Raw genomic sequence first — 15,028 nt, 5'->3', positions numbered from 1 at the left:
TCCCTATAAGTTTAATTAATATTTTTTACTGAATTTATTACGTAAAAGAATTGCTACTGCATTCATTGCTAATAAAATAATTAGTAAGACGATAATTCCTGCTGATGCAACATTCTGGAATTCAGCTTGAGGCATTTTAGCCCAAGTGTAAATTTGAGTTGGAAGTGCAGAGAATTGATCTAATAAGCCAGAAGGTGTAGCTAAAAGAATAGTTGGGATACCAATAACTACTAATGGTGCAGTTTCACCTAATGCACGAGATAACGATAAGATAAACCCAGTTAAGATACCAGGTAATGCTGCAGGTAATACGACTCTTCTAATCGTTTGCCATTTATTAGCACCTAATCCAAATGACGCTTCTCTCACCGAACCAGGTACAGCTCTAATAGCCTCTTGACTTGAAACGATGATAACTGGAAGAATCAATAATGACATTGCCAAGGCAGCTGCTAAGACACTATTACCCATACCTGCTGCTCCAACGAAAAGTGTGTAACCTAATAAACCAAATACGATTGAAGGTACACCAGCTAAGTTTGAAATACTTATTTTTACAATACTTGTAAAAATATTGTCCTTTGCATATTCTTCAAGATAAATCGCTGTACCAATTCCAAGAATGATAGTAATTGGAATAATAGTAACAATTAACCAAATGGATCCAACCAATGCACCTTTAATACCGGCATCTGCAGGTGTTGAGGATGAGAAATTCGTAAAGAATTCAGGTGTTAAATGTCCTGCCCCTTTAATAATTGTTTGTGCTAGTAAAGCAACTAATACTACGAGACCGATGACTGTGCATAGAAAAAATAATCCTTTAAATATTTTATTCTTAGTACCACGAGTAGAAATGTTTTTATCTACCTTATTTTTATCTATTAACGCTTTATTAGTAGGATTTGTTGTTGAACTCATATTAATACTCCTCTCTGAATCGTTTTGAAATCCATTGTGAAAGTAGATTCATTATTATAGTGAAGATAAATAGAGTAAATCCTACCGCATAAATACTGTAGTAGATATCTGAGCCAAATGGCGCGTCACCAGTTGCAACTTCAACAATATAACCAGTCATTGTTTGAATGGAACTAGTTAGACTTAATGAAGATGTAGGTGTACTACCAGCTGCTAATGAAACAATCATAGTTTCACCAATCGCTCTTGAAACACCCAATACAATTGATGCGACAACACCTGAAGTGGCTGCAGGTAAGACAACTTTAGTAGCAACTTCAAATTTAGTTGCACCAAGACCATAAGCGCCTTCACGTATTTTATTAGGTACAGAAGACATTGCATCTTCACTCAAACTTGTAATAATAGGCACGATCATAATACCAACAACTATACCGGGACTTATAGAGTTGAACTCGCCTAAACCAGGAATAATACTTCTTAAAATTGGTGTTACAAAAGTTAAGGCAAAGAAACCGAATACTATCGTAGGTATACCTGCTAATATTTCTAGGATTGGTTTGATGATACGACGTGTTCTATCACTTGCATATTCATTAAGATAAATTGCAGCGCCTAGTCCAATTGGAACTGATACGATAGTTGCAATGAAAGTAATTTTTAATGTACCTATAATCAATGCCCAAATGCCATATTCAGGATTTGAACCCGTAGGATTCCACGTTCCTGTTAAAAAGAATTTAGAAAATGGTACACGTGTAAAGAAAGTGATTGTCTCAGTGAGTAAAGTAAATAAAATAGCAATAGTGGTTAAGATTGAAATAGCTGAAATAATACCCAAAATGATAGGAACGATTTTATCACTTGCCCCACCCTTTTTAGCATTATTCTTGGCTATCATTTCTCTAACATTTGTTTGTGAAGCCATGTAAATCCCTCTTTCTAATTTCTCCCAAAATAATTTAAAAAAGATTGGGAATTACTTTAGAGAATGATGAGTTCAAATGAATCAATTGTTTATAAAAACTCAATAATCTTCCCTGAAGAAAAAAGTACAGACAAAGTGGTTGTTCTCCACTTTGTCTTATACTTTTGCAAATTCCCAACCCTTTTATATTAAGTACACTAATTTTTATTTTTTGTCGTCTGATTTTTTATCTGATTTCTTGTCAGATTTTTTATCAGATTTTTGATGTTTATCTAAAAACTTATTTAACTCTTTTAATTGAGATTTATAAGTTTTCTTAGGAGCAGCTACTTCATCTTTAGCTTCAGCAGATTTACCTTCATCTTTAAGAACGAATTTCATGAATTCAGACATTACTTTGTTATCTTTTAATGATTTATCTTTAACGTAGATGAATAATGGTCTACTTAAAGCATATGAACCATTTTTGATTGTTTTCTTAGTTGGTTCAGTTAATTTGCCGTTATCATCTTTGATCTTAACTTCTTTTAATTTGTCTTTATTTTGTTCGTAGAACGCATAACCGAAGTAACCAATACCTTCTTTGTTTTTAGTTACAGAGCTAACTAATTGGTTAGTATCAGCATTTTTCTCAGCCTTGATATCTTGTTTGTTCATTACTTCCTCTTCGAAGAAGTCGTATGTACCATGACTTGAGTTAGGTGATACAGCATTGATTTTTTTGTTTGGCCATTTAGAATTTACATCTTTCCAAGTTTTAGCTTTTCCAGAATAAATATCTTTTAATTGAGATTTAGTTAATGATTTTACGAATTTATTATCTTTATTTACTGCGATAGTAACAGCATCTTGTGCAATTTTAAATTCGTGGTATTTAATACCTTTATCTTCTAATTTTTTCTTTTCTTCGTCTTTAATAGGTCTTGAAGCGTCTGAGAAATCAGTTTCGCCAGCAATGAATTTTTGGAATCCAGCACCTGTACCAGCTTGTCCAGAAGAAATTTTAGCGTCTTTGTGATTTTTCGCCCATTTTTCATTTAATTTTTCGACGATAGGAGCTACAGTAGATGAACCTTCACCTTTTGCAGAACCTTTAAGATCACTTCCGCTACCAGAACCTCCATTATTACCGCCGCAAGCGCCAAGTAAGAATGAAGCACCTAATACAGTAGTACCGACTAATTGCCACTTTTTCATTGAAACATCCTCCTAGTATAAATAACCCTAATGTTATATGTATTTCTTACAGCTTTTATAATACATACCTTTTGTTAATTAAAAATAGAGTAATTGTAAATCTTTTGTTAAGAATGTTTAAAGGTTGGTATAACGTGCTTTATAGAGGTATAGATGAAGTTTATATTTTTGAAAAATTACTTTAACTCATAAATACAATAGTTGTTATTTAGAAAACATACGGGTGTGAGTGTGTATAGTGGCAATATCACAAATTAAAATTTGTACTTAGATAGTCAGACAGATCACAAGCCCCCCGATTATTAATGATGTTTTATACTTAATTCTCTATTTAAAATAATTCGATAAAAAAAGCTTATTCCTAGAATTTTAGGAATAAGCCTTCGCATAAGATTTGAATTTTTCTAATTCTATTCTTAAATTAACTATATTAAAGCATGTTGTGTATCAATCAGTACTGAGTAACATATACTTCTTACTCTTCTACTCTACTCCAACCTTTTTTAGTAAGCGTGATTTTACCAGTTTCAATGTTAATTATTTTCTTCTTATATAAATGACCAATAGCACGTTTGAATGAACCTTTACTCATATTGAACACTTCTTTAATGGCTTCAGGACTGGATTTATCCCAAAATGGTAATTCGCCATCATATTCTACGAGTAGATCGAAAATAACTTGTCCATCATCGTCTAAACGTTCATGAGCTAGCGGTAAGAATGAACCATTGAGTTCACCTTTATCATTATGTCCGATGATACGCACTTCAACTTTCTCTCCTAAACGAGGTTCTTGCTTACGTTCAGATTCATGGACGAAAATTTTGTAGCCATCTTCACTCAATAAGAAACTTCCTACTCTTAATAAGCGATATGCTCGAGCTTCAATCATTTCATTTTGTTTACTTTCATCTATTACTGGTGTGAACATACCTTCAACAATTGTTTCACTAGCGAGGCGTCCAAACATTTGATTGTTACTATCAATTCTTAGAGTAACAAGGAGATAATCTCCAGCTTGAGGCCATAATTCTTTGATTTTTGGTAGGTCTTCCCATGGAACTAACACTTCACGAGGAAGCCCTACATCAATACGTGCGCCGTCACGGTCAGTTTTTAAAACTTTTGCAAAATCATATTTATCTTTGGTGATATCAGGCATATTTTGAGTTGCAAATAATTCACCTGAACGGTTTGGATAGACAAAGAAGCTATACTCTTCCCCTATTTCAAATTCGTCTTCATCGGCTACTTCTGATTGATTAAGTTTAACTTGTTCCCCATTGGGCCCCTTTAATAAATAAGTTGAGCCTTGTAAGCCCTCAACTTCTAAAAATTCTATTGAACCTACGATATCTTTATCTAATGCCATTATTTTCTCCTTATACTAATGTAATTTCTAAATTTTATTATTGTTTCTTCTATATAAATAGTTATTTTCAAAATTAAAATAAATGATTCACTACGATAAAATTCCTTTTAATTATAACATGAGTCACTTATTCTATCATTACTATGTCAACGTGGTCGAAACTCCTACTATTATATGATATAATTTCTCCGTTAGAATAACGATAAAGGAGCAAATGCATGTTACAAGTAACTGATGTAAGTTTACGTTTCGGAGATCGTAAACTATTTGAAGATGTAAATATAAAATTTACTGAAGGTAATTGTTATGGCTTAATTGGTGCTAATGGTGCTGGTAAATCAACATTTCTTAAAATTTTATCTGGCGAAATTGATTCGCAAACAGGTCATGTTTCATTAGGAAAAGATGAACGTCTAGCAGTATTAAAGCAAGATCACTTCGCATACGAAGATGAACGCGTATTAGATGTCGTAATTAAAGGACATGAGCGTTTATATGAAGTTATGAAAGAAAAAGATGAGATTTATATGAAGCCAGATTTTAGTGACGAAGATGGTATTCGTGCTGCAGAACTTGAAGGTGAATTTGCAGAAATGAATGGCTGGAACGCAGAAGCCGATGCTGCTAACCTACTTTCTGGTTTAGGTATTCAAGCAGATTTACATGACAGAAAAATGTCTGAACTAGAAAACAATCAAAAAGTAAAAGTATTATTAGCGCAAAGTTTATTTGGCGATCCCGATGTACTTCTACTAGACGAGCCTACTAACGGTTTAGATATCCCTGCAATTAGCTGGTTAGAAGATTTCTTAATTAACTTTGAAAATACAGTTATTGTTGTATCCCACGACCGTCACTTCTTAAATAACGTATGTACGCACATTGCTGACTTAGATTACGGTAAGATTAAACTATATGTAGGTAACTATGATTTTTGGTATCAATCAAGTCAGTTAGCCCAAAAAATGGCTCAAGAACAAAATAAGAAAAAAGAAGAAAAAATTAAGGAATTACAAGATTTCATTGCACGATTCTCTGCGAATGCTTCTAAATCAAAACAAGCTACAAGTCGTAAGAAACAATTAGAAAAAATTGAATTAGATGATATTCAACCATCTTCAAGAAGATATCCATATGTTAAATTTACTCCTGAACGTGAAATTGGAAATGATTTATTAACTGTTGAAAATCTATCTAAAACAATTGACGGCGAAAAAGTATTAGATAATGTTTCATTCACAATGAATCCTAACGATAAAGCTATTTTAATTGGTGATAGTGAGATTGCCAAAACAACATTGCTTAAAATTTTAGCTGGTGAAATGGAACCAGATGAAGGAACATTTAAATGGGGTGTGACTACTTCCCTTAGCTACTTCCCTAAAGATAATTCAGAGTTCTTTGATGGTGTCGACATGAACTTAGTTGATTGGTTAAGACAATATGCGCCTGAAGATGAACAAACTGAAACATTTTTACGTGGTTTCTTAGGTCGTATGCTATTTAGCGGAGAAGAAGTTAAGAAGAAGGCAAGTGTTCTATCCGGTGGCGAAAAAGTTCGTTGTATGTTAAGTAAAATGATGTTATCAAGTGCTAACGTTTTATTACTAGACGAACCTACAAACCATTTAGACCTAGAAAGTATCACTGCAGTTAATGATGGATTGAAATCATTTAAAGGTTCTATCATCTTCACTTCATATGACTTCGAGTTCATCAATACAATTGCAAACCGTGTTATTGATTTAAATCAACCAGGTGGTTTATCTAAAGAAGTTCCTTATGAAGAATATCTTCAAGAAATTGGTGTTTTACAAAATAGTTAATAAATTTTCTTTTACTCTAGAGCATCTTCATGATTCTCTAGAGTTTTTCTTTTGGAAATTGATATTTAAGCAATCAATAATAAAGTTTTATTTATAATAAATCACAAATTGTGTTATCTTACTCTTAAATTTTCAGTATATTTTTAAAAATCTAACATATTGGTTTACAGAGATATACACTCTATGTATAATAAACTCATATCAATTGAATAAGATTTTGATGAGGAGCATCAATCATGAGTAAATTTTAGTATTTTGTCTGCTAACAACTAATTTTGAAAGGGTGCGATGCCGAAACAATTCATAATAGCAGTTATGAGTCGTTGGACTTTTTGGTTAAGAGCTGAAAGTTTGTCATTATTACTAAATAATGGAGTGCATCACTTGTACATAAATGTAGAGCAAGTTCGCGCATTCCGAACTTGTTCTTTTTTTATATCGTGTGAGCCTCCCCTAATTTTAGGAGGACTGAAATTGAACAGAAGTGTTTTGAAATTTGGCGGGTCTTCCGTCAGTGATTTTACAAAGATAAAAAATATTGCTGAAATGCTTAAAACACGAGTTGAACAGGGAGAAGAATTAATCGTTGTAGTTAGTGCAATGGGTAAAACAACTGATCAATTAATGGAAAATGTGTCAACGTTGACATCTACACCTAAAGATCAAGAACTTGCCCTACTACTTACTACGGGTGAACAACAGACAGTCTCCTATCTTTCAATGGTACTTAATGATATTGGTGTAAAAGCCAAAGCAATGACTGGATACCAAGCAGGTATTAAAACGATTGGTCATCATTTGAAAAGTAAAATTGCAGAGATTAATCCAGATACATTTAATCAAGCATTTGAAAATAACGATGTACTGGTAGTAGCTGGTTTCCAAGGTATAAATGATGAGTTTGAGCTTACTACTTTAGGTCGTGGAGGTTCTGATACTACTGCAGTGGCTCTAGCAGCAAGTAACCAAATCCCTTGCGAGATTTATACTGACGTTGATGGAGTTTATGCAACAGATCCAAGAATATTAAGTCATGCTAAGCGTTTAGAATACGTGTCATATGAAGAAATGATGGAAATGAGTGCGCTTGGTGCTGGAGTACTTGAAACTAGAAGTGTTGAACTTGCTAAAAACTATGAAATCCCCCTTTATTTAGGGAGAACTTTATCAAATGTGAAAGGAACGTGGATTATGTCTAGATCAGATTTATTAGAGAAAAAAGCTGTTACAGGAGTAGCTTTAGATACGCATATGATGCACGTCACAATTAGTTATCCCCTACCTGACAATCGATTATTAACTCAGTTATTTACTAAATTAGAGGAAGGTTCTGTCAATGTCGATATGATTTCGCAAATCGTTAATCTCGAAGGATTACAGCTATCATTTTCGATTAAAGATAGTGACGTTAATCAAATTTCATCTATATTGGAAAATCTATCCACTCACTTTGAAGCCTTAGATTATAAAATCAATGAAGAATACGTCAAAATTTCGTTAATTGGATCAGGTATGAGAGATATGTCTGGAGTAGCATCTAAAGCATTTATCACTTTAATCAATTCTGAAATTCCATTCTATCAAACAACGACTTCAGAAATTAGTATTTCATATGTTATTGATGCAGAAAATGGTCAAAGAGCGGTAGAAGAATTATATAACGCATTCGATATCTAAAATTGATATGATATATTTATAAAGAATTTTCTTAAAATTAACAATATTACAAATGGAGTGACTTTATTATGACAAGATTAGCAGTAGCCGGAGCAACAGGATTAGTAGGAACAAAAATGTTAGAAACATTGGATCGTAAGAATATTCCTTTCGATGAATTAGTACTCTTTTCATCAGCACGTTCAGCGGGTAAGGAAGTAGAATTCCAAGGACAAACATATACTGTTCAAGAGTTAACAGATGAAGCAGCAAGTGAACACTTCGACTACGTGTTAATGAGTGCTGGTGGAGGTACAAGTGAACATTTCGCCCCACTATTTGAACAAGCAGGTGCTATCGTCATTGATAACTCTAGTCAATGGAGAATGACCGAAGATGTAGATTTAATTGTTCCCGAAGTGAATGAACCTAAACTAACTCGTGGCATTATTGCTAATCCTAACTGTTCAACAATTCAATCCGTAGTGCCACTTAAAATTTTACAAGATGCATATGGCTTAAAACGTGTTGCTTATACAACATATCAAGCGGTTTCAGGCTCAGGTATCAAGGGTAAAAGAGATTTATCTGAGGGGCCTAATGGAAAAGTTCCTGAAGCGTACCCTCACCCTATCTATAATAATGTGTTACCACATATTGATGTTTTTCTTGAAAATGGCTACACCAAAGAAGAGCAAAAAATGATTGATGAAACAAGAAAAATTTTAAACGATAAAGACCTGAAAGTTACAGCTACTTGTGTACGTGTACCAGTGCAAGACAGTCACAGCATTGAAATTGACGTTACTTTAGATAGAGAAGCTAACGTTAAAGATATCCAAAACCTTTTCGACCAAGATAGCAGAGTTGTACTTGTAGATAACCCTGAAAACAATGAATACCCATTAGCAATTCACTCTACAGGTAAAGACGAAGTCTTTGTAGGCCGTATTCGTAGAGATGATTCATTAGATAACACTTTCCATGTATGGTGTACATCAGACAACTTACTTAAAGGTGCGGCATTAAACGCAGTTCAAGTATTAGAGCAAGTTTTAACTATGAAAGGAGAACGATAATATGACACACATGTTTGAAGGCGTTGGCGTAGCTCTAGCTACACCATTTACTAATAATGAAATTGATTTTGACGCATTAGAAAGACATGTAAAATTTTTATTAGAAAATAACACACAAGCGATTATAGTTAATGGAACAACAGCTGAAAGCCCTACTTTAACAGATCAAGAAAAAGAACAAGTACTTGAAACTGTAATTAAATTAGTTGATAAACGTGTACCTATCATTGCTGGAACTGGTACGAATAATACTCAGAAATCAATTGAAGCCTCTAAAAGAGCTAAAGAAATTGGTGCTGATGCAGTGATGCTTATTACGCCCTATTATAATAAAACAAACCAACGAGGATTAATTAAACACTTTGAGACTATCGCAAATGAAGTAAAATTACCGGTTGTACTTTATAACGTACCATCACGGACGAATATGACGATTGAAGCAGAAACTGTTGAAACATTAAGTCACAACCCTTACATTGTTGCACTTAAAGATGCAACGAATGACTTTGATTATATGGAAGAAGTTAAAAAACGCATTAATGAAGATGAATTTGCATTATATAGTGGCAATGATGACAATGTTGTTGAATTCTATCAACGTGGAGGTAAAGGTGTTATCTCAGTTATTGCAAATGTTATCCCTCAAGAATTTCAAGATTTATACGATGCTAAACAAAGTGGAGAAAATATTTCAAGTCAATTTGAACCTATTGGGCAATTATTAGACTCATTATCTGTGGATGTTAACCCTATTCCTATTAAGGCACTAACGGCACATTTAGGTTTTGGTAATTATGAATTAAGATTACCACTTATCCCATTAGATGACGCAGAGCGTAATGTATTAGAGCAAGCTTATGATCAGTTTAAAGCAGGTGAACATTAATGAAGATTTTACTTATAGGCTATGGAGCGATGAATCAACGAGTTGCTAGACTAGCTGAAGAAAAAAATCATGAGATTGTAGGAGTCATAGATAGAACTCCTAAAGATTCAACACCATACAAGCATTACAATAGTATAGTTGAAGCTCAAGACGTTGCTGATGTAGTGATTGACTTTTCAAACCCTGAATTATTAATACCATTACTAGATGAGTCATTCAATTTACCGTTAGTTATTGCTACAACTGGTGAGAAAGATACGCTCATTCAAAAGCTACAATCATTAGGTCAACATATGCCTGTATTCTTTAGTGCAAATATGAGTTATGGTATACACGCCCTTACTAAGATTTTAGAAACTGCCGTACCCCTACTACAAGACTTTGACATTGAATTAACTGAGGCTCATCACAATAAGAAAGTAGATGCTCCTAGTGGTACATTAGTTAAATTGTATGATGTGATCAAAGAACTTAGAGACCAAGTAACGCCAGTATATGATCGTCATGAGAATACTGAGAAACGTACGAAAGATGAAATTGGTATTCATGCTGTGCGTGGAGGAACAATCGTTGGTGAACATGATATTTTATTCGCTGGCACAGATGAGACAATCACTATTTCTCATAAGGCACAATCTAAAGACATTTTTGCAAATGGTGCCATTGGTGCCGCTGAAAAGTTAATTCATAAAGAAAATGGATATTATACTTTTGATAATTTATAAAAGTAAACAAAGGAGAGGTTTAAATTATGGTACAACATTTATCAGCTCAAGAGATTATTCAATATATCAGTGATGCAAAAAAATCTACACCTTTAAAAGTTTATGCGAATGGTAATTTTGAAGGCGTAACTTTCCCAGAAAGTTTTAAAGTATTTGGATCAGAACATTCTAAAGTTATCTTTTGTGAAGCGGATGACTGGAAACCCTTCTATGAAGAAAATAGAACAAAAATTGAAGATTTAGAAATTGAAATGGATCGACGTAATTCAGCGATTCCGCTTAAAGACTTAACAAATACAAACGCACGTATTGAACCGGGTGCATTCATTCGTGAACAAGCGATTATTGAAGATGGTGCTGTAGTTATGATGGGCGCTACAATAAATATTGGTGCAGTAGTTGGTGAAGGCACAATGGTTGATATGAACGCAACGCTTGGTGGTCGTGCAACAACTGGTAAGAATGTACATGTTGGTGCAGGTGCTGTATTAGCTGGAGTAATTGAGCCCCCTAGCGCCTCTCCAGTGGTAATCGAAGATAATGTCTTAATTGGTGCTAATGCAGTTATTCTTGAAGGCGTTCGCGTTGGCGAAGGTGCTATTGTTGCTGCGGGTGCTATTGTAACTCAAGATGTTCCAGCTGGTGCAGTTGTAGCTGGTACCCCTGCTAAAGTAATTAAACAAACATCTGAAGTTGAAGACTCTAAACGTGAAATTGTCTCAGCGTTAAGAAAGTTAAATGATTAATAGCTAGTATGTTTTAATCATTTTCAAATAAATGAATGTTGAAGGTTGAAGCAAATGATGATGTTGAACACTCTTATATGTAGGTTCGCACGTTTGTTTCACCTTTTTATTATAACTAAGTAAAAAAGCGTCATCATTACATAATGAATTAAAACAATTTCATATAAGGGATGATTAATATGAGTGAATTAGAATTTGTAACAAAACATAGAAGACATTTACATCAATATCCAGAATTAAGTTTACATGAGTTCGAAACAACGAAGTATATTAAAGAATTTCTTGATAAATTAGGCGTTGAATATGATTGCCCTCTTGAAACCGGTGCAATAGCCTATTTAGAAGGTCAAAGTAATCATACGATAGCATTTCGTGCTGATATCGATGCTTTACCAATATTTGAGGAAAATGATATCGACTATCGGAGTAAAACGGACAATGTGATGCATGCATGTGGTCATGATGGTCATACAACAGCATTAATGTTATTTGTAAAACGTTGCAAAGCGATGGCGGATAAAGGTGAACTTCCCCACAATGTTGTGTTTATCTTTCAGCCTGCTGAAGAAACTGGTGGTGGTGCTAATCGCTTAATTAAAGCAGGCGCCTTTGAAAAGTACCCTATCGAAGCAGTATTTGGTATTCATGTGAACCCATTCGCTGAAGAAGGTAAAGTAGTGATTCGTGATGAAGAAATCACTGCAAGTGCGACTGAGTATCGCTTTTATTTAAATGGTTTATCAAGTCATGTGGCTGATAAAGAACAAGGTCATTCATGTGGTGAAGCGTTACAACATGTCTTAGCACAAGTAGGACAAATACAACAGTACCATCTTAATGGTTTAAAACGTAATATAGTTCATATGGGACATTTTGAAGCTGGTGAAGCTATAAATACAGTGCCGAGTCATGGTTATCTTGAAGGTACAATACGCACGTATGATGTAGATGACTTAACTGTGGTTAAACAACAAATGTATAAAATAGCAGAAAGTGTCCAATTACTATTTAATGTAGATTGCCAAGTAAAATTTGAAGAAGGCTATCCTCCTACTATGAATAGTCCTGAACTTCGGGAAAGTGTAGAACAAGCCTTAAATAAGGCTAATCTAGAAGTCATTGATAAACCTACCCCATTCTTATTTGGAGAAGATTTTAGTTTTTATGGACAACAATTAGCTCCTGCATATTTTGTATTTGTAGGCACTCAGAATAAAGCTAAAGGTTATGTTACAGGTTTGCATACCTCTCATTTAAATTTTGATGAAAAGATTTTAATTGATGTAGCAAATTATTATGAAGAATTATTAAGAAATTACAAAGAGGTGTAAGTCAATTGACAGCAATTTGGTCAGTAGATACAGAAGTGTTTTATCAGAATGCTGTAAAAGTTAGAAATGAACAATCAATAATGGCAGTAGTAAAAAATAACGCTTATCATTATGGATTAGAATTTTCAGTTAAAGAGTTTTTAAAAGCAGGCATTCAAACATTTAGTACAACATCATTAAAAGAAGCTATCCGTGTGAGAGAAATCGCACCTCATGCAACCATATTCCTAATGAATGCTGTGTATGAATTTGATACAGTAAGAGAGTATGAAATTCATATGACACTACCCTCTTTAACTTATTATTATGAACACAAAGAGGATTTAAGAAATATACATGTGCATTTAGAATTTGAAAATCTTTTACATCGCTCAGGTTTCAAAGATTTAGAAGAGTTGCATGAAGTTTTAGAAGATCATGCTCAAAATAAAAGTGATAACAAAATGATTATTTCTGGTATATGGACTCACTTTGGATATGCTGATGAGTTCGATGTTCCAGAGTATGATATTGAGAGACAGGCATGGTTAAATGTTCTAAATACTTTGTTGGATGAAGGTTACTCATTTGATTTGATACATGCACAAAATAGTGCAAGTTTTTATCGTGAAGGTCAAGTAGTCCTTCCTCACCATACCCATGCACGTGTAGGTATTGCACTTTATGGTTCTAGACCTTATAGCAAATTAAAAGAATCTGAAATTCAACAATCCTTGACAGTTAAAGGTAATGTGATTCAAGTTCGTGAAGTTAATGCTGGAGATTATTGCGGATATAGCTTCGCTTATGAAGCTACTAAGAATCAAACACAATTGGCAGTGGTTGATATTGGGTATGGAGATGGCATCCTCAAATCCAGAGCTCAACATGAGGCGATTATTAATGGTAAACGTTATCCGATTAGAGCGCTAATGATGAGTCATATGTTTGTTGAAGTGGATGATGAAGTTCATGCACAAGATGAAGTAGTATTATATAATAACGATATACGCATCGATGAATTTACTTTTAAAGGTGTGGGCGCAAACTCTGAACAATTAAGCGCTATGAATCATGATTCTCTAATAAAGGAGTACATATAAATGGTAGTCAAATATAATGAGTATGGCGAATTAACAATGGGAGGTACAAGTTTAAAGACTGTAGCTCAAAGCTTTGGTACCCCTACTATCGTATATGATGAAGATCAAATTCGTAATCAAATGCGCAGATATCATAGTGCATTTGAGAAAAGTGGTTTAAAATATAATATTTCTTATGCTTCTAAAGCATTTACTTGTATTCAAATGGTTAAATTAGTGCAAGAAGAAGATTTACAATTAGATGTGGTGTCTGAAGGAGAACTTTATACTGCTCTAGAAGCTGGTTTTGATGCAAACCGTATTCACTTTCACGGTAATAATAAAACTAAGCGAGAAATTCAATACGCATTAGAAAATAATATCGGGTACTTTGTTATAGATGCATTAGAAGAAATTGATTTAATTGATAAATATGCAAGTGATGAAGTGAATATCGTATTACGTGTTAATCCTGGCGTGGAAGCACATACACACGAATTTATACAAACTGGTCAAGAAGATAGTAAGTTTGGTCTATCAATTAAACATGGATTAGCTCTAGAAGCTATTAATAAAGTAAAAGCTTCTAAACACTTACAATTAAAAGGTGTTCACTTCCATGTAGGATCTCAGATTGAAGGTACCGAAGCTATGATAGAAACTGCTAAGCTTGTGCTTCATTGGTTATCTGAAAATGAAATCAAAGTAGAATTACTTAATTTAGGTGGCGGTTTCGGTATCAAATATGTTGAAGGTGATGAAAGTTTCCCTATTGAAGAAGGCATTGCAGAAATTACTGATGCAATTAAAGAAACTGCTCATTCACTTAATTATGAAGTGCCTGAAATTGGTATAGAGCCTGGTCGTTCAATTGTTGGTGAAGCAGGAATTACTTTATATGAGGTCGGTACTATAAAGGAAATACCTGAAGTGAATAAATATGTTTCAGTTGATGGAGGTATGAGCGATCATATCCGTACAGCCTTATATGATGCTAAATATCAAGCGTTATTAGTTAATCGTAATGAGGAAGCAGATGATACTGTGACGATTGCAGGTAAACTATGTGAATCCGGTGATATTATCATTAAAAAAGCTAAGTTACCCTCCTCTATTAAGCGTGGAGACTATTTAGCAATTTTATCAACTGGTGCATATCATTATTCAATGGCATCAAATTATAATCAAATGCAGAAGCCATCAGTATTCTTCTTAAAAGATGGAAAAGCACGTGAAGTGATAAAGCGTCAGTCACTAAGACAATTAATAATTAATGATACGAAATGATAGTAAAAATGAG

General features: G+C 33.8%; 13 protein-coding genes and 1 riboswitch. Of the genes, 9 read left to right on the top strand and 4 right to left on the bottom strand.

The genetic code is table 11. The features are described from left to right. Nucleotides 1–15: 15 nt before the first annotated feature. From pstA to cvfB, 4 genes are all read right to left on the bottom strand, one after another. Nucleotides 16–921: a phosphate ABC transporter permease PstA gene (gene pstA, locus MHI13_RS13020; RefSeq protein ID WP_002433680.1), complete on the bottom strand. Its 906-nt coding sequence runs from the start codon at nucleotides 919–921 to the stop codon at nucleotides 16–18. A gap of 1 nt (nucleotide 922) precedes the next feature. Next, a complete protein-coding gene (gene pstC / locus MHI13_RS13015; protein WP_002433906.1) occupies nucleotides 923–1,849 on the bottom strand; it encodes a phosphate ABC transporter permease subunit PstC in 927 nt (308 codons plus the stop codon). A gap of 204 nt (nucleotides 1,850–2,053) precedes the next feature. After that, nucleotides 2,054–3,046 carry a PstS family phosphate ABC transporter substrate-binding protein gene (locus tag MHI13_RS13010; protein ID WP_002470038.1) on the bottom strand — a complete coding sequence of 331 codons (993 nt, stop codon included), beginning with the start codon at nucleotides 3,044–3,046 and terminating at the stop codon, nucleotides 2,054–2,056. A 475-nt stretch (nucleotides 3,047–3,521) separates the two neighbouring features. Then, entirely contained in the window at nucleotides 3,522–4,418 is an 897-nt protein-coding gene (cvfB, locus tag MHI13_RS13005; RefSeq protein ID WP_064210080.1) for an RNA-binding virulence regulatory protein CvfB, read from the bottom strand. A 218-nt stretch (nucleotides 4,419–4,636) separates the two neighbouring features. Here cvfB and MHI13_RS13000 point away from each other — a divergent pair, with 218 nt between their 5' ends. The 9 genes from MHI13_RS13000 (at nucleotide 4,637) to lysA (ending at nucleotide 15,015) form a co-directional block, all read left to right on the top strand. Further along, entirely contained in the window at nucleotides 4,637–6,244 is a 1,608-nt protein-coding gene (locus tag MHI13_RS13000) for an ABC-F family ATP-binding cassette domain-containing protein (RefSeq protein WP_037549018.1), read from the top strand. Nucleotides 6,245–6,456: 212 nt separating this feature from the next. After that, nucleotides 6,457–6,633, top strand: a riboswitch (Lysine riboswitch). Nucleotides 6,634–6,718: 85 nt separating this feature from the next. After that, nucleotides 6,719–7,921: an aspartate kinase gene (locus tag MHI13_RS12995; protein ID WP_064210081.1), complete on the top strand. Its 1,203-nt coding sequence runs from the start codon at nucleotides 6,719–6,721 to the stop codon at nucleotides 7,919–7,921. 68 nt (nucleotides 7,922–7,989) lie between these two features. Then, complete coding sequence (locus MHI13_RS12990) at nucleotides 7,990–8,979, top strand: aspartate-semialdehyde dehydrogenase (RefSeq protein WP_064210082.1); 990 nt, start codon at nucleotides 7,990–7,992, stop codon at nucleotides 8,977–8,979. 1 nt (nucleotide 8,980) lies between these two features. Continuing rightward, nucleotides 8,981–9,865, top strand: coding sequence for a 4-hydroxy-tetrahydrodipicolinate synthase (gene dapA / locus MHI13_RS12985; RefSeq protein WP_002433548.1), 885 nt, complete (start codon nucleotides 8,981–8,983; stop codon nucleotides 9,863–9,865). Then, the gene (gene dapB / locus MHI13_RS12980; RefSeq protein WP_064210083.1) at nucleotides 9,865–10,590 is read left to right on the top strand and encodes a 4-hydroxy-tetrahydrodipicolinate reductase; all 726 of its coding nucleotides are present in this window, start codon (nucleotides 9,865–9,867) and stop codon (nucleotides 10,588–10,590) included. Before dapA ends, dapB begins: the two co-directional genes overlap by 1 nt. A 26-nt stretch (nucleotides 10,591–10,616) precedes the next feature. Then, complete coding sequence (dapD, locus tag MHI13_RS12975) at nucleotides 10,617–11,336, top strand: 2,3,4,5-tetrahydropyridine-2,6-dicarboxylate N-acetyltransferase (protein ID WP_064210084.1); 720 nt, start codon at nucleotides 10,617–10,619, stop codon at nucleotides 11,334–11,336. A 179-nt stretch (nucleotides 11,337–11,515) separates the two neighbouring features. Further along, nucleotides 11,516–12,667, top strand: coding sequence for an amidohydrolase (locus tag MHI13_RS12970; protein WP_002433587.1), 1,152 nt, complete (start codon nucleotides 11,516–11,518; stop codon nucleotides 12,665–12,667). 5 nt (nucleotides 12,668–12,672) lie between these two features. Next, the gene (locus tag MHI13_RS12965; RefSeq protein WP_002433881.1) at nucleotides 12,673–13,749 is read left to right on the top strand and encodes an alanine racemase; all 1,077 of its coding nucleotides are present in this window, start codon (nucleotides 12,673–12,675) and stop codon (nucleotides 13,747–13,749) included. Then, nucleotides 13,750–15,015: a diaminopimelate decarboxylase gene (lysA, locus tag MHI13_RS12960; RefSeq protein ID WP_002433645.1), complete on the top strand. Its 1,266-nt coding sequence runs from the start codon at nucleotides 13,750–13,752 to the stop codon at nucleotides 15,013–15,015. The last annotated feature ends 13 nt before the right edge of the window (nucleotides 15,016–15,028 follow it).

The sequence above is a fragment of the Staphylococcus sp. FSL K6-0223 genome, from assembly GCF_038008285.1.
Note: the sequence above shows the minus strand (reverse complement) of the source record. Positions and strands in the feature narration are given on the sequence as shown.